The organism is Streptomyces sp. NPDC055287, assembly GCF_053646035.1.
Genome location: NZ_JBSHNE010000003.1, coordinates 305,049 through 325,830 on the forward strand (window position 1 = coordinate 305,049; position 20,782 = coordinate 325,830).

20 protein-coding genes and 1 pseudogene are annotated in these 20,782 nt (G+C 71.1%); 9 read left to right on the forward strand and 12 right to left on the reverse strand.

What is annotated here, in order from left to right:
* Positions 1-10: 10 nt before the first annotated feature.
* From ACWIHY_RS07475 to ACWIHY_RS07485, 3 genes are all read left to right on the forward strand, one after another.
* Positions 11-352, forward strand: coding sequence for a hypothetical protein (locus tag ACWIHY_RS07475; protein WP_454374781.1), 342 nt, complete (start codon positions 11-13; stop codon positions 350-352).
* A gap of 106 nt (positions 353-458) precedes the next feature.
* Positions 459-1,496, forward strand: coding sequence for an NAD-dependent epimerase/dehydratase family protein (locus ACWIHY_RS07480; RefSeq protein ID WP_454374671.1), 1,038 nt, complete (start codon positions 459-461; stop codon positions 1,494-1,496).
* Between the two features lie 113 nt (positions 1,497-1,609).
* Positions 1,610-2,671, forward strand: a complete 1,062-nt coding sequence (locus tag ACWIHY_RS07485; RefSeq protein ID WP_454374672.1) for a SigB/SigF/SigG family RNA polymerase sigma factor — start codon at positions 1,610-1,612, stop codon at positions 2,669-2,671.
* Here ACWIHY_RS07485 and ACWIHY_RS07490 read toward each other — a convergent pair.
* The 6 genes and pseudogenes from ACWIHY_RS07490 to ACWIHY_RS07515 form a co-directional block, all read right to left on the reverse strand.
* Positions 2,592-2,939: pseudogene (locus ACWIHY_RS07490) on the reverse strand (ATP-binding protein); the annotation flags it as partial. The gene ACWIHY_RS07485 and the pseudogene ACWIHY_RS07490 sit on opposite strands and share 80 nt — an antisense overlap.
* An 83-nt stretch (positions 2,940-3,022) precedes the next feature.
* Complete coding sequence (locus ACWIHY_RS07495; protein WP_454374673.1) at positions 3,023-4,174, reverse strand: FUSC family protein; 1,152 nt, start codon at positions 4,172-4,174, stop codon at positions 3,023-3,025.
* An 80-nt stretch (positions 4,175-4,254) separates the two neighbouring features.
* Positions 4,255-4,962, reverse strand: a complete 708-nt coding sequence (locus ACWIHY_RS07500; RefSeq protein ID WP_454374674.1) for an HAD family hydrolase — start codon at positions 4,960-4,962, stop codon at positions 4,255-4,257.
* An 88-nt stretch (positions 4,963-5,050) separates the two neighbouring features.
* Complete coding sequence (locus tag ACWIHY_RS07505; RefSeq protein WP_454374675.1) at positions 5,051-5,233, reverse strand: CsbD family protein; 183 nt, start codon at positions 5,231-5,233, stop codon at positions 5,051-5,053.
* A 107-nt stretch (positions 5,234-5,340) separates the two neighbouring features.
* Positions 5,341-5,517, reverse strand: coding sequence for a hypothetical protein (locus ACWIHY_RS07510; RefSeq protein ID WP_454374676.1), 177 nt, complete (start codon positions 5,515-5,517; stop codon positions 5,341-5,343).
* 15 nt (positions 5,518-5,532) lie between these two features.
* Positions 5,533-5,904, reverse strand: a complete 372-nt coding sequence (locus ACWIHY_RS07515) for a VOC family protein (RefSeq protein WP_454374677.1) — start codon at positions 5,902-5,904, stop codon at positions 5,533-5,535.
* Between the two features lie 147 nt (positions 5,905-6,051).
* On the opposite strand from ACWIHY_RS07515, the gene ACWIHY_RS07520 reads away from it, so the two are divergent.
* The 4 genes from ACWIHY_RS07520 to ACWIHY_RS07535 all read left to right on the forward strand — a co-directional run bounded on the left by ACWIHY_RS07520 (position 6,052) and on the right by ACWIHY_RS07535 (position 9,987).
* On the forward strand, positions 6,052-6,594 hold the full coding sequence (locus tag ACWIHY_RS07520; protein WP_454374678.1) for a 2Fe-2S iron-sulfur cluster-binding protein: 543 nt from the start codon (positions 6,052-6,054) through the stop codon (positions 6,592-6,594).
* Positions 6,591-7,577, forward strand: a complete 987-nt coding sequence (locus ACWIHY_RS07525; protein ID WP_454374679.1) for an FAD binding domain-containing protein — start codon at positions 6,591-6,593, stop codon at positions 7,575-7,577. The genes ACWIHY_RS07520 and ACWIHY_RS07525 overlap by 4 nt, the downstream gene beginning before the upstream one ends.
* A gap of 17 nt (positions 7,578-7,594) precedes the next feature.
* Entirely contained in the window at positions 7,595-9,724 is a 2,130-nt protein-coding gene (locus tag ACWIHY_RS07530) for a xanthine dehydrogenase family protein molybdopterin-binding subunit (RefSeq protein ID WP_454374680.1), read from the forward strand.
* An 86-nt stretch (positions 9,725-9,810) separates the two neighbouring features.
* Positions 9,811-9,987, forward strand: a complete 177-nt coding sequence (locus ACWIHY_RS07535) for a hypothetical protein (RefSeq protein WP_454374681.1) — start codon at positions 9,811-9,813, stop codon at positions 9,985-9,987.
* Positions 9,988-10,044: 57 nt separating this feature from the next.
* Here ACWIHY_RS07535 and ACWIHY_RS07540 read toward each other — a convergent pair whose 3' ends face one another.
* Genes ACWIHY_RS07540 through ACWIHY_RS07555 form a run of 4 tightly spaced genes read right to left on the reverse strand, consistent with a single transcriptional unit; the run spans position 10,045 to position 14,650 of the window.
* Complete coding sequence (locus ACWIHY_RS07540) at positions 10,045-11,415, reverse strand: GH1 family beta-glucosidase (RefSeq protein WP_454374682.1); 1,371 nt, start codon at positions 11,413-11,415, stop codon at positions 10,045-10,047.
* A 20-nt stretch (positions 11,416-11,435) separates the two neighbouring features.
* Positions 11,436-12,326, reverse strand: coding sequence for a carbohydrate ABC transporter permease (locus ACWIHY_RS07545; protein WP_454374683.1), 891 nt, complete (start codon positions 12,324-12,326; stop codon positions 11,436-11,438).
* Positions 12,319-13,332: a carbohydrate ABC transporter permease gene (locus ACWIHY_RS07550; protein WP_454374684.1), complete on the reverse strand. Its 1,014-nt coding sequence runs from the start codon at positions 13,330-13,332 to the stop codon at positions 12,319-12,321. The genes ACWIHY_RS07545 and ACWIHY_RS07550 overlap by 8 nt, the downstream gene beginning before the upstream one ends.
* A 7-nt stretch (positions 13,333-13,339) precedes the next feature.
* Positions 13,340-14,650 carry an ABC transporter substrate-binding protein gene (locus tag ACWIHY_RS07555; RefSeq protein ID WP_454374685.1) on the reverse strand — a complete coding sequence of 437 codons (1,311 nt, stop codon included), beginning with the start codon at positions 14,648-14,650 and terminating at the stop codon, positions 13,340-13,342.
* A 150-nt stretch (positions 14,651-14,800) separates the two neighbouring features.
* On the opposite strand from ACWIHY_RS07555, the gene ACWIHY_RS07560 reads away from it, so the two are divergent.
* Both ACWIHY_RS07560 and ACWIHY_RS07565 read left to right on the forward strand, forming a co-directional pair.
* Entirely contained in the window at positions 14,801-16,159 is a 1,359-nt protein-coding gene (locus ACWIHY_RS07560; RefSeq protein WP_454374686.1) for an ROK family protein, read from the forward strand.
* 103 nt (positions 16,160-16,262) lie between these two features.
* A complete protein-coding gene (locus ACWIHY_RS07565; RefSeq protein WP_454374687.1) occupies positions 16,263-18,455 on the forward strand; it encodes a discoidin domain-containing protein in 2,193 nt (730 codons plus the stop codon).
* Between the two features lie 125 nt (positions 18,456-18,580).
* On the opposite strand, the gene ACWIHY_RS07570 is transcribed toward ACWIHY_RS07565, so the two are convergent.
* Complete coding sequence (locus tag ACWIHY_RS07570; RefSeq protein WP_454374688.1) at positions 18,581-19,621, reverse strand: LacI family DNA-binding transcriptional regulator; 1,041 nt, start codon at positions 19,619-19,621, stop codon at positions 18,581-18,583.
* A gap of 706 nt (positions 19,622-20,327) precedes the next feature.
* Positions 20,328-20,747, reverse strand: coding sequence for a CBS domain-containing protein (locus ACWIHY_RS07575; protein WP_454374689.1), 420 nt, complete (start codon positions 20,745-20,747; stop codon positions 20,328-20,330).
* Positions 20,748-20,782: the final 35 nt, after the last annotated feature.

Genomic DNA, 20,782 nt, shown 5'->3' on the forward strand with positions numbered 1-20,782 from the left:
AGGCGTGAGCGTGGAGCCCGAGAAGGAGAGCGACCGCGGTCTGGCCCAGCTGGAGGGCTACCTCCTGTGGAACGCCGAGGTGACGGAGGCACGCCACCATGCCGGCCGTTTCACCGAGCAGCTGCCATGGCTGACCACGGCGCAGCGCGAGGACGTGGAACGCGTCTACACCGCCGAGCGGCTGGCCGCCTCGCGCGCCATGCTGGTGCGCGTGTCCGCCCGTGCCACCGCGCTGCGCGGTGAGTACACCGAGCGCTACCGACGGCTCAGGGCCCGTTGCGTGGCGGTGACCGTCGTGTGCGCGGGCGCGGCGAGCGGGGCATGCGCGGCGCTCACGCTGCTCGTCCGGTAGCGCGGTCGCCAGAGCGCCCGGTTTCACCTGTTCTGTTCTGGGGACCCGAAGGACGTTCGCCTGGTTCGGAAGCACGGAAACGACGAGCAAGGTCACGGAGTGCCTCATGAACGAGACAGCAGCGCTGCGGGTGGTCGTCACGGGCGCCACCGGAAACGTCGGCACCAGTGTGATGCGCGCACTCGCGGACGACCCACGGGTCGGCTCCGTCCTGGGCCTCGCGCGCAGGGTTCCCGAGCTGTCCTTCCCCCGAACGGAGTGGGCGGCCGTCGACCTGGGCGAGGAGGCGGACGGCAACGGGCTCGCCGGGTACTTCGCCGGCGCCGATGCCGTGGTCCATCTCGCCTGGCGCTTCCAGCCGACCCACGACCCGGTGGTCACCTGGCAGACGAACGTCCTCGGGTCCATCAGGGTCTTCGAGGCGGTCGCGGCCGCCGGAGTGCCAGCACTGGTGCACGCCTCTTCGGTCGGTGCGTACGCTCCCGGGCCGAAGGAGGCCCCGGGCGTCGACGAGTCCTGGCCGACCCACGGCTGGCCGGACGCGGCGTACTGCCGTGAGAAGGCGTACCTCGAACGGGTGCTGGACACCTTCGAGTACGAGCACCCGCACGTCCGCGTGGTCCGCATGCGTCCGGCATTCCTGTTCAAGGAGACGTCGGCGAGCGAGCAGCGGCGCATTTTCGCCGGGCGCTTCCTGCCCGGCCCCCTGGTACGGCCGGACCTGCTGCCCTGGGTCCCCGACCTGCAGGGACTCGTGCTCCAGGCCATGCACACCGACGACGCGGCGGAGGCCTACCGACAGGCCGTCCTGCGCGAGGTGAGCGGCGCGTTCAACCTGGCCGCCGATCCCGTCGTCGACGCCGAGGTACTGGGCGAGCTGCTGGAGGCGAAGGTGGTGCGGGTGCCCACCGGAGTGGTCCGCGCCGCACTGGCGGCGGCATGGAGCGCCCGCCTGGCCCCCGCGTCGCCGCACCTGTTCGACGCGGTGCTGCGGCTGCCCGTGCTGGACGCGTCCCGTGCGTTCCGGGAGCTCGACTGGCAGCCGCTGCGTTCGTCCACCGACGCGATCCGGGAGTTCCTCGACGGCGTGCGCAAGGGAAGCGGCGAGCAGACGGCGCCGCTGGCGGGACGCAAGGCGAGTTAGGCGGCCACCCACACATCCGCCATTCGTGCAATAGAGCACCAAAACGCCCATTTGGGTAGGATGTCGGCAGGACGCTCGTACGACGGTTCCCCCAGTGCGTCGAAGGAGCCCTCATGTCCAGCCGCCTGCGCACCCGTGAACCCGACTCCGCATCCACCGCACCCGGCTCTCGGCCACCGGTACCGGCCGGTCTCCCCGACATCCCGGATCCCTCCACCCTCTGCACGCTGGACGCCCGCACTCTCTCCGACTCGCTGTTCCAGCGACTGGCGTCGCTGAAGGAGGGAACGCCCGACTACGCGTACGTCCGCAACACCCTGGTCGAGATCAATCTCAGCCTGGTGAAGTACGCCGCGGCGAGGTTCCGCAACCGGAACCAGCCGATGGAGGACATCGTCCAGGTGGGCACCATCGGTCTGATCAAGGCGATCGACCGTTTCGACGTCGGGCGCGAGGTGGAGTTCCCCTCTTTCGCGCTGCCGACGATCGAGGGCGAGATCAAGCGGTTCTTCCGCGACAACAGCTGGGACGTGCGCGTACCGCGCCGCCTCCAGGAACTCCGGATCGACATCGCCCGGGCCTCCGACACCCTCGAACAACGGCTGGGCCGGGAGCCGACGGCCGCCGAGCTGGCCGTACACCTGGGCGTGGACGTGAGCGAGGTCCAGGAAGGCCGGCGGGCGGCGAACGGTTACAACGCACGCTCCCTCGACGTGGTGTTCGACGACGCCCCGGCGGGCTTCGCCCAGTGCTGCCTCGGCCAGGAGGTCCGCGCGTACGACACCGTCGAGTGCGTCGTAGCACTGAAACCGCTGGTGACCGGCCTTGCCGAGCGGGACCGGACGATTCTCACCATGCGGTTCGTGGAGGAGCTGACCCAGCGGGAGATCGGCGAGCGGATGGGAATCTCGCAGATGCAGGTGTCCCGGCTGCTCACGCGCATCCTGACGACACTGCGCGACGCGCTCCTCGCGGACGACGACGACCTGCCCGCTACGCCCCCCACAGCCGGGGACCGTGCGGCGCCGCCACCTCCACCCACACCGTCTTACCGCTCCCCCGGGGCAGCGAGCCCCAGCTCCGCGCGAGGCGCCGCAGCACCGTCAGACCATGCCCACCGGGCACGGCCACACCGGACGGCCGCGGCCTCGGATGCACGGGGCTGCCGTCGGTGACCTCGATGCGCAGCCGCTCGGCTGTGCAGTTCAGTACGAACTCCCGGGGCCCGCCGGCATGCAGGCAGGCGTTGGTGACCACTTCGGACACGAGCAGAAGCACGTCGTCGACGACCGCCTGCCCCTCGTCGTCACCGGCGGGAATCCACCGCCAGTCGGCCAGCGCCTCCCGGCTGAAGTCCCGGCAGCGACTCACCACACTCTCCGTGCCGCACAGGGTCAGCCGACGCGTCTGTCCCCGCGACTGGAGGGCGGCACTCGGGACCATCACGCACCCCCTCGTCTCGGTAGCGGTCTCGGGGTCGTTCGAGCTTTGAGCCCTTGGCCACCGGGTGCCCCAAAAGTGGCGTTTTACCCACTGCCCCTTTCGCCCGGCGCGCGGACGCCGCTCTCCACGGGTGCGAGGGCGTGCAGGAGCTGCTGGGACTCCGCCACCAGGCCGCCCAGCGACGTCGCCGTCTCGCTGTCCTGCTCCAGCAGCTGCCGCTTCAACCGCCCGTGCGCGGCCCAGGCGGACTCGAGCGCGAGTGCGCGCTCCTGCCCGGCGCCGCGGCCCCGCCCTTCGAGTACCGCCAGATCCGCCGCGCACACGTCGCCCGCCGCCCGCAGGACATCCGGCAGGTGCGCCAGGGCCGGCTCGGGAGGCTGCCGCAGCGAAGGATCCTCGCTGACCGTACTGGCGAGGGTGCGGGTGAGGGCCACGAGCGGGTCGGCGATCCGTTCCCAGGCGTAGTCCCAGTCGGCCGGGGGCAGCCCGGGCCCGGTACGGCGCAGCTTGTGGCCCGGGTTCAGGCGGTAGCTCTCGCGCGTCCACAGCCGCGCGTCGCGCAGGTCCGCCAGGGTGCCCATGACGCGTCGCGCACGGTCGTGCCAGCCCTCGGCCTCCTGCCGCCCGTACTCCTCCCGCAGGCCGTCGGCGACGGTGTGCAGGAGTTCCGCGCTCTCCGCGGGCAGCCTGCTCAGGGAGTCGCGGACGCTGCGCAGGTGGACCGGCGGGAGGATCAGCGCGTTCACCGCGATACCGATGACCGCCCCGATGGCCGACTCGAAGAGCCGGTGCAGGACGTCGATGCCCGAATGGGACCCGTAGGCCAGCACGAACAGTGCGGTGGTCGGTGCGTACAGACCGTGCTCGCCGAAGCGCGCGTAGTTGCCGAGCAGGACGGCGACCGGCAGTACCAGGACCATGGCCGTCATGGTGCTGCCGGTCAGATTGGCCGCCCCCGCCGCCAGCACGGTCCCCACCGCGATCACGATGAGCTGCTGCACCCCGGACCGGATCGACCGGTAGACGGTGCTCTGTACGAGTACGACCGCCGTCCAGGGCGCCATCAGGGCCATCGGCGCGTTCCACCACCACCCGGTCAGCGCCCATGCCGCGGCCGCGGCTCCCGCGGCCTTCAGCGACTGGGTGACCACATCGCGCTCGGGGCCGGGGCCCGCCGCCGCGCGGCGGGCGGAGCGGCCGATCGCCGCCGCCTCCCAGGAAAGCCACCGCCACATACGGCCGAGTGCGGCACCTCCCGCGTGCGACCGGTGCCCACTCCCGCTGCCTGTCACTGCGCCCTCCGGAATCGGCTCACCTACGACGGCGCACGCGTTCCCTCACCGGCGGCGTCCAATCGTGTCCCGAGCCGGCCGACCGGGCTGTCGTCGAGCCGCGCGAGCAGGTCGGCGGGGTCCTGGAAGACGGCCGCGGCGCCGGCCTCCTCGAGGCCGCGCTGGTCGATGCCTCCACACCGGAGCGCCACGGCGAGCACGCCGGCCCGGGTGGCGGCCGCCATGTCCCACACGGTGTCGCCCACGAACACCGCACGCGCGGCGGGCACTCCTGCCAGTTCCAGCGCCCGCTCGACCGGCTCGGGGGCCGGCTTCCCCTCGTCGACGTCCTCGGCGCTCGCGGTGCCGCTGATGGCGTCGTCGGCGTCGATGGCACGGCGCAGCGCGGCGAGTTCCCCGCCGGTCGCCGAAGTGGCGAGGACGACGGTCCACCCCCGTCCGGCGAGGGTGCGCAGCAGCCGGCCGGCCTGTGGCAGGGCGGGCAGCCGGTCGGCGTACGTCGCGTACAGGGTCGTGTGGGCGGCGCTGATGGCGTCGTCCTGTCCGGTGTCGCGTCCGTCTCCGAGCAGACGGGCGATGAGGTCGCGGCCGGGGAGGCCGACGGCGCGGTGGATGTCGTGCATCACGACGTCGTGCCCGGCCTGGCGGAACGCCTCCCACCAGGCCGTCACATGCAGATGGTTGGTGTCGACGAGCGTTCCGTCGACATCGAAGACGGCCGCGCGGTCCATGTCGCCGTTTCCTTCCTCGCGGGACAGACAAACGGGCCGCGCGCCCGTGGCGGCGCGGCCCGTTCTCAGCCCCTGTTCGGCACCGGTGTCACTTCTGTGCGGCCGGGGACCTCTTGACCCGCTCGCCGGTCCTCTCGACCGCCTCCTGGATCTTGCCCTTCAGCTGCTCACCGCGGCCTTCCGCCTGCATCTGCCGGTCGTTGGCGGCCTTGCCCGCGGCTTCCTTCATCTTGCCCTTGGCCTGCTTCGCCTTCGCCTTGGCCTTGCTCACGAGGTGTTCCTTTCACAGAGATGAGAGGTGACTGGACTTGGCTCATCCACCTTGCGCCGGTCACTCCGTGCCTGCAATCCGGGGACGCTCCGTCACGTTCCGCCCATTCAGCTCGGCGGCTCCTCCGGGACCGGTCCCTGGCCGTCGCCGGGCGCCTGCTCCTCCTCGTCCGGGGTACGCCCGTTGGCCTCGTCCAGCGGGTCCTCGCCGTCCTGTGCCTGCTGATCGGGCAGGTCTCTCGGCACGGGCATGCCGTTCTCCTTCTGCGTCCGCGGGTCACTCATGACTGTGGTTCCTCCCTATGCGCGGCAGAGGCAGAACGGGTGGCCCGCCGGATCGGCGTACACACGAAAGCCCCGCTGCCCGTTGTCGTCGTCCACGTCGAGCGGGGTGGCGCCGAGTGCGAGCACCTGCGCCTGCGCCGCCTCGATGTCCGGGACGTCGAAGTCCAGGTGCATCTGCTGCGAGTTGTCGTCGGCCCGCGGCCAGTCCGGCGGCCGGAAACCGGGCGCGCGCTGGAAGGCCATACGGATACCGCCGGGTACGTACAGGTCGTACCAGTCCTCGTCGTCATTCTTCACGTCGCCGCCCAGCACCGCAGCGTAGAAACCGGCGAGTGCCTTCGGATCCGGACAGTCCAGGGCCACGAGACAGTACTTCGCGATGGCCATGCCGACCTCCTTGCTCGGGCTTGCGTCCCGTTCCGCGTCCCACCCCGGTACCCCTCCTGCACTGGCTGAACCGAACCGCACAAGGCGGAACATTTTGATAGGAAGGGGTACGCAGCGACACCTTCGGCCCCGGAAAGGCGTGACGGAGTGGAGCCAACCAGCCAGCAGGAGAACGCGCACAGCTCTGTCCTCACCCTGCATGTCAACGGCACCGCGCACACACTGACGCTCGACCACCGCACCACCCTCCTGGACGCCCTTCGCGAGCACCTTCGTCTGACCGGCGCGAAGAAGGGGTGCGACCACGGCCAGTGCGGCGCGTGCACCGTGATCGTCGACGGCCGGCGCGCCAACAGCTGTCTGCTGCTGGCCGCCGCCCACAACGGCGCGCGCGTCACCACCGTCGAAGGTCTGGCCGACGGCGAGCGGCTCCATCCGGTCCAGGAGGCGTTCGTCGCGCGGGACGCCCTCCAGTGCGGCTACTGCACGCCGGGCCAGATCTGTTCCGCCGTCGGGATGCTGGCCGAGGCCGCCGAAGGGCATCCCTCGTACGTCACCTCTCCGGGTCACTCTCCCGGCGGCCCCTCCGCCCTCGGCCCGCACGAGATCCAGGAACGCATGAGCGGCAACATCTGCCGCTGCGGCGCCTACCCGCACATCGTCGAGGCGATCGAGGAGGCGGCGCGGTGAAGCCGTTCGCGTACTTCCGGGCCGAGAGCGCCGACGAGGCGGTCGGCGCCTTCGCCGGCCATCCGCGCGCGCAGTACCTCGGCGGCGGCACCAACCTGGTCGACCTGATGAAACTAGGGGTCACGGCCCCGGACCTCCTCATCGACGTCAGCCGGCTGCCGCTGGACGGGATCGACGAGACCCCGGACGGCGGGCTGCACATCGGCGCGACCGTACGCAACAGCGATCTGGCCGCCCATCCGGCCGTGCGTACGCGTTACGCCGCGCTGTCGCAGGCCCTGCTCTCCGGCGCCTCCGGACAGCTGCGCAACACGGCGACGACCGGCGGAAACCTGCTCCAGCGCACCCGCTGTACGTACTTCCAGGACACCTCGAAGCCCTGCAACAAGCGCGCCCCGGGCAGCGGATGCCCCGCCCGCGACGGCATCCACCGTGATCTCGCGGTGCTCGGCCACTCCGCGGACTGCGTCGCCACCAACCCCTCGGACATGGCCGTCGCCCTGGCCGCCCTCGACGCCGCCGTCCACCTGCACGGCCCACAGGGCACGCGCACCGTCGCGGTCACGGACTTCCACCGGCTGCCGGGAGACCGTCCCGATCAGGACACCGTCCTGCGTACGGGCGAACTGATCACCGGCGTGACTCTTCCCCCCCTCCTGGCCGGCACCCGGTGCGGCTACCGCAAGGCCCGCGACCGCGCCTCCTACGCTTTCGCGCTCGCCTCCGTCGCCGTCGTCCTGCGCGTCGAGGGCGGCGTCGTCGGGGACGCCGCACTCGCCTTCGGCGGACTTGCGCACCGGCCCTGGCGTGCCCGCGCGGCCGAAGAGGTACTGCGCGGGGCCCCCGCCACCGAGGAGACGTTCACCCGGGCGGCCGACGCCGAACTCGCCGCGGCCGAGCCGCTGCGCGACAACGGATTCAAGGTGCCGCTCGCCCGCAACCTCGCCATCAGCGTGCTGGCCGAGCTCGCTTCCCGTACCTGAGGACGTGACAACCCGTCATGACGCACGCACAGACACCCCTGGGCACCCCGGCCGTCCGCGCGGAGGCCCGCGACAAGGTCACCGGCGCAGCGCGCTACGCGGCCGAGCACACTCCCGCGGGCTGCGCCTACGCCTGGCCGGTGCCCGCGACCGTGGCGCGCGGCCGGGTCACCGCCGTGCACGCCGAGGAGGTGCTGGCCCTGCCGGGCGTGCTCGCCGTGCTCAGCCATGAGAACGCGCCCCGCCTCAAGGAGCCGGACGACCCGATCCTCGCGGTCCTCCAGAACGACCGGGTCCCCCACCGGGGCTGGTACGTCGCGCTGGTGGTCGCCGATTCATTGGAGGACGCCAGTGCGGCCGCCGACGCGCTGCGGATCGACTACGCGCCCGAGGAGCACGACGTAGTCCTGACCACGGACCACCCACGCCTCTACACGCCGGAGGAGGCGAACAGCGGGGTCCCCGCCGTCCGGGAACGCGGCGACTTCGACAGGGCCTATCCGGCGGCCGCCGTGCGCGTCGACGCGACGTACACGATGGGCGCGCTGCACAACCACCCCATGGAGCCGCACGCCACGACCGCGTGGTGGGACGACGGACACCTCACGGCGCACGACTCCAGTCAGGGCTCCACGAAGGTACGGGACGCCCTCGCCCAGGTCTTCGGACTGGAGAAGCGGCGGATCACCGTCGTGTCCGAGCACGTCGGCGGAGGATTCGGCGCCAAGGGCACCCCGCGTCCCCAGGTGGTGCTGGCCGCCATGGCGGCGCGGCACACCGGGCGCCCCGTCAAGCTGGCGCTCCCCCGCCGCCGGCTCGCGGCGGTGGTCGGCCACCGCGCGCCGACCGTGCAGCGCGTGCGGCTGGGGGCCGGCGCCGACGGCGTCATCACCGCGCTCGCCCACGAGGTGGTCACGCAGACGTCGACGGTCAAGGAGTTCGTGGAGCAGGCGGCCGTACCGGCTCGCGTCATGTACACCTCGCCGCACAGCCGCACCACCCACCGGGTCGCCGCGCTGGACGTGCCGTCCCCCTCCTGGATGCGCGCTCCGGGCGAGGCGTCCGGGATGTACGCCCTGGAGTCGGCGATGGACGAACTCGCCGTCGCCGCCGGGCTGGACCCGGTCGAACTGCGGCTGCGCAACGAGCCGGACACCGAACCCGACAGCGGCAGCCCGTTCAGCAGCCGGCACCTGGCCGAGTGCCTGCGGGAGGGAGCACGGCGCTTCGGCTGGGAACGGCGCGATCCTCGCCCCGGCATCCGCCGGGAGGGAGATCTGCTGCTCGGCACCGGGGTCGCCTCGGCCACCTATCCCGTGCTCGTCAGTCCGTCCGCCGCGACCGCGCACGCCGCCCCCGACGGCACGTACGCCGTCCGGGTCAACGCGACCGACATCGGCACCGGGGCCCGCACCGTGCTCGCGCAGATCGCCGCCGATGTGCTGGGCGCTCCCCTGGAAGCGGTCCGGGTCGAGATCGGCAGCAGCGACCTGCCCGTGGCGCCGCTCGCGGGCGGTTCGTCGGGGACGGCGTCGTGGGGCTGGTCCGTGCACAAGGCGTGCACGCTCCTCGCGGAGCGTCTGCGGGAGCGTTCCGGCGCCCTGCCGGCCGAGGGGATCACCGAGGCGGCGGACACCGAGCGGGAAGTGGCGGAGGAATCTCCCTACGCGCGGCACGCGTTCGGGGCCCACTTCTCCGAGGTGCAGGTCGACACGGTGAGCGGAGAGGTCCGCGTACGGCGCCTCCTCGGCGTGTACGCCGCCGGCCACATCCTCAACCCCCGAACCGCGCGTTCCCAGTTCATCGGCGCCATGGCCATGGGCATCGGCATGGCGCTGACGGAGCACAGCACCATGGACCCCGTCTTCGGGGACTTCGCGGAGCACGATCTGGCGTCGTACCACGTACCCGCGTGCGCGGACGTGCCGGCGATCGAGGCGCACTGGGTCGACGAGGACGATCCCCACCTCAACCCGATGGGCAGCAAGGGCATCGGAGAGATCGGCATCGTCGGTACGGCGGCGGCCATCGCCAACGCCGTCCACCACGCGACGGGCGTACGGCTGCGGGACCTGCCGCTGACACCGGACAAGGTGCTGCCGCGCCTCGGCCCGGGCCCGGTGAGCGCCCCGCCCGGCGGGGAATGACGGCCACACGGCGGGGCACAAGGCCAGCAGCGGCACAGCAACCCGCGGACTACGCGTGGTGCGCCGTCAAGTGGCAGGAGAAGCCCATGCTGGCAATCGCGGCAGCGGTGGTGTTCGTCATCGCCTTCATCATCAACGCGACCGAGACGTCGACGGAAACGATCTTCGGTACGACGAGCCTCATGCTCGTCGGGCTCGCCCTTCTCGCCCTGCATGTGGCGGGTCTGGGTGCCGGGTGGTCGGCCCGGGGCCGTCGGCGCTGACCGGAGACACCCCCGGGGGCGGGGCGGTGGCCCCCCGCCCGGGGGGTTCACGGTCCGTCAGGCCGCGCGGGCACCGCGCGTGCGATGCTGCCGGATGATCCCGGCGTAGTGGTGGCCGCTCCCCTTGATCGTGCGGCGCTGCGTCGCGTAGTCGACGTGGACCAGGCCGAAGCGCTTGTCGTAGCCGTACGCCCACTCGAAGTTGTCCAGCAGGGACCAGGCGTAGTAGCCGGCGAGTGGCGCGCCCCGCCGTGCCGCTCGGGCGCAGGCGGCCAGGTGTTCCTCGAGGTACTGGGTGCGCTCGCGGTCGTCGATCGTGCCGTCGGCGAGGAGCCTGTCGGGGTACGCGGACCCGTTCTCGGTCACGTACAGCTTGCGTGCGCCGTACTCGTCGGTGAGGCGCATCAGCAGGGTCTCGATGCCGCCCGCGTCGATCTCCCAGTCCATGCCCGTGCGCGGTACGCCGGGGCGGCTGATCTGCCGCGCGAAGGGGTAGGGGCCGTCCGGGTCGTCGGTCACCACCGCAGGGAAGTAGTAGTTCAGCCCCAGCCAGTCCAGCGGCTGCGCGATGGTGGCGAGGTCGCCGGTGCGCTCCGGCAGGTCCACGCCGTACGCCTCACGCATGTCGGCGGGGAAACCCCGGCCGTGGACCGGGTCGAGCCACCAGCGGTTGGTGTGGCCGTCCGCGCGGCGCGCGGCGGCCGCGTCGGCCTCGCTGGACGAGGCCGGCTGGACGGTGGAGAGGTTGTTGACGATGCCGATCCCGGCGCCGGGCGCTGCCGCGCGGAGGGCCTGGGTGGCCAGGCCGTGGCCGAGGAGCAGGTGGTACGAGGCACGGACGGCGGCGGTGATGTCGGTGAGCCCGGGGGCCATCTTCCCTTCGAGGTGACCGATCCAGGCCGAGCACAGCGGCTCGTTGAGGGTGGCCCAGTGCCGCACGCGGTCACCGAGGGCTCCGGCGACGACATCGGCGTAGGCGGCGAAGTGCTCGGCGGTCTCCCGCTCGGGCCAGCCGCCCCGGTCCTGGAGCGCCTGGGGCAGGTCCCAGTGGTACAGGGTGACGTTCGGCGTGATGCCCGCTTCGAGGAGCGCGTCGACGAGGCGCGAGTAGTGGTCGAGGCCTGCCTGGTTGACGGGTCCGTCGCCGCCGGGAACGACGCGCGGCCAGGCCACCGAGAAGCGGTAGTCGGTGACGCCCAGTCGCTTCATGAGGGCGATGTCCTGGGGCCACCGGTGGTAGTGGTCGCAGGCGACGTCGCCGTGGTCGCCGTTGTCGGTCTTGCCCGGGGTGTGCGAGAACGTGTCCCAGATCGACGGAGCACGGCCCTGCGCCGCCACCGCTCCCTCGATCTGGTACGCCGACGTGGCGACGCCCCAGGCGAAGTCTTCGGGGAGGGAGGTGAGGTCGAGGTCGGAGTGGGCGGTCACGAAGTTCCTTTCGGGAAGGGTCACTTGACGGCTCCGGCGGTGAGTCCGGCGACCAGGTAGCGCTGGAGCAGAAGGAATCCGGCGACGACGGGAACGCTGACCACCAGGGACGCGGCCATGATCTGGTTCCAGTAGACGTCGTTCTGGGTCGAGTAGCCCTGGAGGCCCACGGCGAGGGTGCGGGTCATGTCGTTGGTCATCACGGAGGCGAAGAGGACCTCGCCCCAGGCCGTCATGAAGGCGTAGACGGCGACGGCGACGATGCCCGGGACCGCGGCGGGGATCACGACGCGGATCAGCGCGCCGACCGGGCCGCAGCCGTCGACCTTGGCCGCCTCGTCGAGTTCGCGCGGCACGGAGTCGAAGTACCCGATGAGCATCCAGATGGAGAACGGCAGGGAGAAGGTCAGGTACGTGAGGATGAGTCCGCCGCGCGAGCCGAAGAGCGCGATGCCGGTGGACTGGCCGATGTTCACGTAGATGAGGAAGAGCGGCAGCAGGAAGAGGATGCCGGGGAACATCTGCGTGGAGAGGACCGTCACCGTGAAGACGCGCTTGCCGCGGAAGTCGTAGCGGCTGACGGCGTACGCGGCGAAGACCGCGATGACCACCGAGCAGACGGTGGCGGCGCCCGCGACGATCAGCGAGTTCACGAAGTAGCGGGCGAGGGGGACGGTGTCCCAGATGTCGAAGTACGGGCGGACGGTGAGCCCGCTCGGCAACCAGCGGAACTTGCCCGAGACGTCCTGGAGCGGTTTGAGAGAGCTGCTGACCATGACGTACACCGGCAGCAGCACGAAGCCGGTCAGCAGGCTCAGGAAGATCCGCCGGGCCCTGAGGAAGGACTTGGGCGGCGCGGTCGGCGACCGTCGCCGGGCCGGCGCGGCGGCGGTGACGCGGTCGCTAGGCATCGGCGGGCTTCTTTCCTCGCGAGGTGAACAGGAGATACGCGGCCGTCACCAGGAGCAGGAAGATCAGCAGCAGGACCGACATCGCGGATCCGGTGCCGAAGTTCCAGGTGACGAACGAGGACTGGTAGATGTGGACGGAGATGAGGTCCGCCGCCTCCGGGGCCGCCTTCCCGAAAAGGACGTACGGCGTGTTGAAGTCGTTGAAGGTCCAGAGGAAGAGGACCAGCACCAGCACCTGGTTCACCGGCTGGAGCGAGGGGAGGGTGATGCGGCGTACCTGCTGCCACACGCCGGCGCCGTCGATGGCCGCCGCCTCGTACAGCTCCCGGGGGATGTTCTGGAGCCCGGCCATCATGATGAGGAAGGCGAAGGGCCAGCCCTTCCATACGGAGACGACGAGCAGCGCGACGAAGCTGTTGTCGCCGATCAGCCAGAACGACGGGGTGTCGGTGAGACCCAGCTGGTCGTGGATGACGTGGTTCATGAGGCCGTTGTCCCGCTGGAACATGAACGCCCAGGTGATGACGGCCGCGTAGACCGGCAGGGCGTACGGGATGAGGAAGACGGCCCGCAGCAGGCCGCGGCCGCGGAAGTTCTCCTGGAGGAAGACCGCCGCCGCCGTGCCGATCAGCCAGCACAGGCCGACGGAGAGCACGGTGAACTGGCAGGTGATGAAGAAGGAGCGGAGCAGCGACTCGCCGACGGGCTCGTTGATGTCGACGGCGAGTGCGAAGTTGTCGAAGCCGTTCCAGGGAGCGCTGCCCAGGTCGCGGATGTAGAACTGGGTCAGCTCGCGGAAGCTCATGACGATGCCGATGGCCATGGGCACCAGGTGGACGAGCAGTTCCAGGACGAGCGCGGGGAGCAGCAGCAGGTACGGCAGGCCGATGCGGCGGAGCCGTCCGGGAAGGCGTCGGCCGCGGGGCCGGGCCTTCCCCGCTCCGGGCGGCGCGGCCGTGCGGCCGGCAGGGGCCTGCTGGTGTGCGGCGGTGGCGGCGGGTGTCACAGCGGGCCTACTTCGGCATCTGCTGCTGGGCCTTGGACAGGCGGGCCTTGACGGACTCGGTGGTGACCGGGCGTCCGGCGGCGGCATCGGCGAACAGTTCCTTGACCGCAGTGCCCACCGCGGTCTCGAACTGCGATTCCTCGGGGACCTGCGGCAGCGGGGCGGCGCTCCTGGCGAGCGTGTCGCGCAGGACGGCGCGGTCGGGGGCGGCGAAGGCGGGGTCCTGCTGGGCTGCCTTGACCGGCGGGATGGACCCGTAGGTGTCGTTGAGGATCTTCTGCTCCTCGTCGCTCGTCATGAACTTCACGAACTTGGTCGCGCCGTCGAGGTTCTTGGTGTTCTTGAAGACGGCCATGTTGATGCCGGCGACCATCGAGTTGACCTGCTTGCCGCTGCCCGGGATGCCGGACGGCACGGGTACGGGGGCCACTCCCCAGTCGTCGGGCTTCATTCCGTGCGCGGTGAAGGCGCTGGCGGCGGCCTGCCACAGGACCATCGCGGTCCTGCCCTTGGCGAAGTCCTGGAGCGACTGGTTCTGGGCGTACTCGGCGTTGCCGGGGGCGACGATCTTGTCCTTGGCCATGAAGTCGACGTACTGCTTGACGGCGGCGACGTTCTTGTCGGAGGTGAAGTCGGGCTTGCCCGCGGCGTCGAAGAAGTCGGAGCCGTACTGCTGCCCGAGTGCGAAGATCTGGTGGATGTTGTTGGACAGGTTCGCCCCCTCCGCGCCGAGGGCCCACTTGCCGTCCTTGGAGAGCCTCTTGCCGTCGGCGACCAGCTCGTCCCAGGTGGCGGGCGGCTTCTCGATGCCTGCGTCCTTGAACATCTGCTTGTTGTAATAGAGGGCGTACGAGAGCGAGTACAGCGGTACGGCGGCCGGGTCCTTGTCCTTGACTCCCGCCGAGGCGACGGCCGCCTCGCTGAACCGGTCACGGCCGCCGATCTTGTCGAAGGTGGCGTCGTCCCACGGCAGCAGGGCGCCGGTGGCCTGGAGCGAGGCGGACCAGGAATTGCCGATGTTGAGGACGTCGGGGCCCTGGCCGGAGGTCGTGGCGGCCAGGATGCGGGTCAGCAGATCCGTCCAGGGGATCACTTCGAGCTTGACCTTGATGCCGGTCTGCTTCTCGAACTTCTTCAGCTCGGCCGTGAGAATCTTCTTGTCGGCCTCGACGCTCGGCGCCTGGTTCGAAGCCCAGTACGTCAGTGTCTTCGGCGAGGAGCTGCCGCCTGCCCCGTTCTCGCCGCCGCCGCAGCCGGTGGCGAGGGTCGTGAGGGAGGTGACGATGGCTATGGCAGCCGCGGCTCGGATTCTGCGCATGGCGAAGACGGCCCTTCGGAGTGTGTGAGCCCGGGTTACGTTCAGTCCTTGAACAACCTCATGGCTTAATTTAAAACGTGAGTTAAGACCCGAGAGAGGGTCGCGTCAAGACTTGAAGCGGCGGTATGTTGCACGGAGGAAGGGAGCCATATGGCCATGCCGAGCAGACGAACCGTCCGTGACCTGCGACGAAGCAGCCGGAAGGAGGTACTGCAACGACTGTATTTCGACGGCCCGATGAGCCGTCAGGCGCTCGGAGGCGCCACGTCACTCAGTTCGGGCTCCATCAGCACCATCGTCGCCGAACTCGTCGCCGAGGGGCTGGTCGAGGAGGCGGGCACGGTGGACTCCGACGGCGGCCGCCCCCGCACACTCCTGCGCGTGGTCCCCTCCGGGGCGTACCTGATCGGCGTCGATGTGGGCGAAACGCGGGTACGCGTCGAGTTGTTCGACCTGGTCATGGCCGAACTGGCCCGCTGGGAGCGGCCGTTGCGACGCAATGGCTACGACGTCACATCGGTCGTCGGACACATCAGCGAGGGCGTACGGGAGGTGATGAGCGGGGCGGGCATCACGGCCGACCTGCTGCTCGGCGTCGGCGTCGGCATCCCCGGCATCGTCGACCGCAACTCGGCGGGCGAGGACGGGGACGGCGACGGGGACGCGGTGGTGCACGGCCAGACCATCGGCTGGGACGCGGTGCCGCTGGAATCGCTGTTGCGCGACTGCGCCGTACTGCCGCCCGGCACGCGGTTCTTCATCGAGAACGGCGCCAAGACCCTCGGTCAGGCGGAGATGTGGTTCGGCGGCGGGCGCGGCGTACGCGACGCGGCGATCGTGCTGTTCGGCTCCGGAATCGGCGCGTGCATCGTCACCGACGGCGCCATCTTCGGCGGGGCGCGCGGCAGCGCCGCCGAATGGGGCCACACCACCCTGCACGTGCGCGGCCGACGGTGCCGCTGCGGGGCACTCGGCTGCCTGGAGGCGTACGCCGGCGCCGAAGCCCTGGTGCAGCGCTGGCAGGAGGCGGGCGCCACGCTGCCCGCCGACACCGACGAGGAGACGGCGGTCACCACCATGCTGGCCGCCGCCTACCCGCAGAAGGGGCCGGCCGATCCGGTGGCCCTCGGGGTGCTGGAGGAGACGGCGGAGTACCTGGGCGCCGGAATCTCCGATCTCATCAACCTCTACAGCCCCGAGCGGGTGCTGCTCTGCGGCTGGGCGGGCCTCCAGCTGGCCCCGTACATCCTGGACGCCGTACGCCGTCACGCCCGCGCCTACGCACTGCGGCATCCGGCCGAGCGGGTCACCATCGAACTCGGCCGGCTCGGGCCCGACGCCGTCACCGTCGGCGCCGCGACCCTGCCTCTCGCGGACTTCTTCTCGCGCGGCGGACGCCCGCACGAGACGGCGGGCGAAGGCGACGTGCCCGCCGAACAGACGGGCTGGCGCGCCACGATGGAGACGCGGAAGCTGACGACCGCACCCCAGGAGCCCGCGCGGAAATAACCACTGCGCGCCCCTTGACCCCAGCGATGTGGGCGGACAAGCATCTCCTGCTTGGAGAGCGCTCTCCAAGCACGTGTCTCCCTTCGACCGAGGAGAACCACCCATGCCCGCTGCCGGCCCATACGTGGCGCCCCCGCCCCACAGACCCCCCGTTTCCGCACGTCAGGGCGTTACCTACGCCGTGGTCACCGCGCTGGTCGCCACGCTCCTGCTCTTCGTTCCGATCGGTACGGCCCAGGCCGCGCCGGTGCTGCTGTCCCAGGGCAAACCGGTCATCGCGTCCAGCGAGGAGAACCACGGCACCCTCGCCGCGTCGGCCGTGGACGGCAACGCCGCCACCCGCTGGTCGAGCGCCCACTCGGACCCGCAATGGCTGCGCGTCGACCTCGGCGCGGCCACCCGGGTCAGCCAGGTCGTCCTGAACTGGGAGACGGCGTACGGCAAGGGCTACCGCATCGAGCTCTCGACGGACGGCAGCGACTGGTCGACGGCGTACCAGACCACCACCGGTGACGGGGGCACGGACACCGTCGACATCACTGGCGAGGCCCGCTACATCCGCGTGCACGGCACCACTCGTGGCACCCAGTACGGCTACTCGCTCTGGGAGTTCAAGGTGTACGGCGAGTCGGGCGGCACCGGCGGCCCGCAACTGCCCGGCGGCGGCGACCTCGGCCCCAACGTCCACATCTTCGACCCGTCCACCTCCGGCATCCAGGCCAAGCTGGACGAGGTGTTCAAGCAGCAGGAGTCGGCGCAGTTCGGCAACGGCCGCCACGCCTTCTTCTTCAAGCCGGGCACGTACAACAACCTCAACGCGCAGATCGGCTTCTACACCTCGATTTCCGGCCTGGGCCTCAAGCCCGACGACACCACCATCAACGGAGACGTGACCGTCGACGCCGGATGGTTCAACGGCAACGCCACCCAGAACTTCTGGCGTTCCGCCGAGAACCTGGCGCTGAACCCGGTCAACGGCACCAACCGCTGGGCCGTCTCCCAGGCCGCCTCCTTCCGCCGCATGCACGTCAAGGGCGGCCTCAACCTGGCCCCGGCGGGTTACGGCTGGGCCTCCGGCGGCTACATCGCCGACAGCAAGATCGACGGTACGGTCGGCCCGTACTCGCAGCAGCAGTGGTACACCCGCGACAGTTCGGTCGGCGGCTGGACCAACGGCGTGTGGAACATGACGTTCTCGGGGGTCGAGGGCGCCCCGGCGACCAGCTTCCCGGACCCGCCGTACACCACCCTCCAGACCACCCCGATCTCCCGCGAGAAACCGTTCCTCCACCTGGACGGCAGCGCGTACAAGGTCTTCGTCCCCGCCAAGCGCACCGACGCCCGCGGCGTCTCCTGGAACGGCACGCCCCAGGGCACCTCGATCGGCCTGGACAAGTTCTACGTGGTCAAGCCCGGTGCGACGGCGGCGACGATCAACCAGGCGCTCGCCCAGGGCCTGCACCTGCTCTTCACCCCGGGCGTCTACCACGTCGACCGGACGATCAACATCGACCGCGCCGACACGGTCGTCCTCGGCCTCGGCCTGGCGACGATCATCCCCGACGGCGGGGTGACCGCGATGAAGGTCGCCGACGTCGACGGCGTCAAGCTCGCCGGCTTCCTCATCGACGCGGGCCCCGTCAACTCCCCGTCACTGCTGGAACTCGGCCCGCAGAACTCCTCGGCCGACCACTCCGCCAACCCCACCAGCGTCCAGGACGTCTATGTCCGCGTCGGCGGCGCGGGCGCCGGCAAGGCGACCACCTCGATCGTCGTCAACAGCGACGACACGGTCATCGACCACACCTGGGTCTGGCGCGCCGACCACGGCGAGGGCGTCGGCTGGGAGACCAACCGCGCCGACTACGGGGTGCGGGTGTACGGCGACGACGTGCTGGCCACCGGCCTGTTCGTGGAGCACTTCAACAAGTACGACGTCGAGTGGTACGGCGAGCGCGGCCGGACGATCTTCTACCAGAACGAGAAGGCGTACGACGCGCCCAACCAGGCCGCCATCCAGAACGGTGACACCAAGGGGTACGCCGCCTATCGCGTCGACGACTCGGTGAACGTCCACGAGGGCTGGGGGCTCGGCAGTTACTGCAACTACACGTCCGACCCGAACATCCGCCAGGACCACGGCTTCAAGGCCCCGGTGAAGCCGGGCGTGAAGTTCCACAGCCTGCTCGTGGTCTCGCTCGGCGGGATGGGCCACTACGACCACGTGATCAACAACGTGGGTTCGCCGACCAGTGGGACATCGACCATCCCGTCAACGGTCGTCTCCTTCCCCTGATCCGGACCAGGGGGCAGCCGGCCGCAGGCCGCCGGCTGCCCCGACCGACGGCCTTCCGGGCCGCCGCACGACCTGCCCGGTTCCTCCTGCCCCCGGGGCGGGAGGTGCCGGGTGCCGCTGTCCGGCTAGGCGGACTCGCGGCGTACGAGCTCCGGGTCGAAGATCACCGAGGTGGGCTCGGTCAGCGTGCCCTCGATCTGTTCCTGGAGGAGCCGCGCCATCGTGGCCGCCATCTCCTCCATCGGCTGCCGGACGGTGGTCAGCGGCGGGCGGCAGGTGACCGCCGCGCCGGAGTCGTCGAAGCCGACCACGGCCACGTCCTGCGGTACACGCTTTCCGCCTTCGCGCAACACCTGGCAGACCCCTTGCGCCATCAGGTCGTTCGCGGCGAAGACCCCGTCGATGTGCGGGTGTTCGGCCAGCAGGCGGGTCATGGCCGACGCCCCGCTGTCGAAGGTGAAGCCACCCTCGGCGATCGGGATGTAGGGGTGCCCGGACCGCGCCATCGTCTCCTGGAAACCGGAGAGCCGGTCCTGCGCCGCCGGCAGGTCCAGGGGGCCCGTGATCGTGGCGGCCCGGCGGCAGCCCCGTGCCAGCAGATGCGCGGCGGCCAGCCGGCCGCCCTCGCGGTGATCGACGTCCACGTACGTGAGGGGGGCGGGCAGCGCGGGGCGTGCGAAGAGCACGCAGGGCAGACTCTCGGCCGCCAGGAGGCCCGGCAGGGGGTCCTCGGCGTGCGTGGAGAAGACCAGCGCGCCGTCCGCACTGCCCTGCCGCAGGTACGCGAGCACCTCCTGCCTGGTGTCCTCCGTCTCGGCGAACATCAGCACCGGGTACATCGAGCGCGGGCGCAGGAAACCCACCACGCCGCTGACCACACGGCTGAAGAACGGGTCCGCGAGAGCCCGGGCCGCGAAGGCGTTCTGCTCGCTCTCGGAGTCGTCGGCCGCGCCGGAGACCACCAGGGCGATGGTCTCGGCCCGCCGGGTCACCAGGGACCGCGCGGCGCGGTTGGGGGTGTAACCGATGCGTGCGATCGCTTCCCGTACCGCTTCCCGGATGGCGGGGTCGACGTTGCGGATGCCGTTGACGACGCGGGAGACGGTCGCCCGGGAAACGCCCGCCTCCCGGGCCACGTCCTCAAGCGTCGGCGCCTGTCTCGTCATGCCCGCACCCTACCGGCGGGGCTGCGTCGCGCGAGAGCGCTCTCCGCGATGCCGGGGCGGACGGGACCCGTCGGCGGAGCGCCGGTCCGTTTGGCGCATCCGCTCCGGGGCACTCGCCGGAGCGACGGATTCCTTCAGATGTGATGGGGTTTCCTCATGGGCACACCGCCGAACGATCCCGTCCCGCCCAACCCGACCCCCGCGCCCGGTCCCGGGCCGCAACCGGGGCCGGCTCCGGGCCCGGTGCCGACGCCCGGGCCGGACCCGGTGCCCCCGGCGCCGCCCCAGCCCGAACCGGACCCGCCCGCGCCCGTCCCGCCGCCGGAGCCGAAGCCCGGGCCGGGCCCGCTGCCGGGGCCGGTCCCGCCCCCGGAGCCCGTCACCTGAGAACCGGGCGGTACGGAGGCGGAGAACCGCGGTACGCGAGGCCGAGCGCGCCCGGCGGTACGCCGGACGCGAGCGCGGCGAGCCCCCGATCGCGGACAAGCCAGAGCCCCCGGTGGCGTCCGGGGGCTCGGCTCAGCAACTCCGCTTCGGGGGCGCTTACTGAGTTAACAGGCCCCACCCTGCCCGCACCGGCCGACGGATGGGGCCGGCGACGCTCCGAAACGGCGAATCGCCACTCGTTCGGACCACTGCTCGTTCGGACCACTGCGTGCGGAGCGCCGCGCGGCCGCCGGTCGGCCTGTCGGCCGCCTCAGCCTGGTCACGCGTTCGGCCTGGCTGCGCTCACGTCACCGAGAGCGGAATCGGCATCGCGCTCGATGGCCAGGTCGCCCAGGGACACGATGCCCACCGCGATGGTGCCTTCCACCACGGGCAGCCGGCGCAGCGAATGTTCGCGCATCAGCTCGATGGCGCGGTCGACCTGGTCGTCGGGGGTGACGGTGACGAGGTCGGGGCTGCAAACGTCGCGGACCGTCGTCTCACCCGGGTCCTTGCCCTCCGCCAGTACGCGCACCACCAGATCGCGGTCGGTCACCAGCCCGCGCAGCCCGTCGCCATCGGCGACCAGAACCGCCCCGATGTTCTCCTCGCGCATCCGGTGCGCCACCTCGCTCACCGCCGTGAGCACGCCCACGGTGACCGGGGCGCTCGTCATGACTTCGCGAACCTGTTGACCCATCGGGTCCTCCATCGGACAGGCGGCGGTAGCCGCGG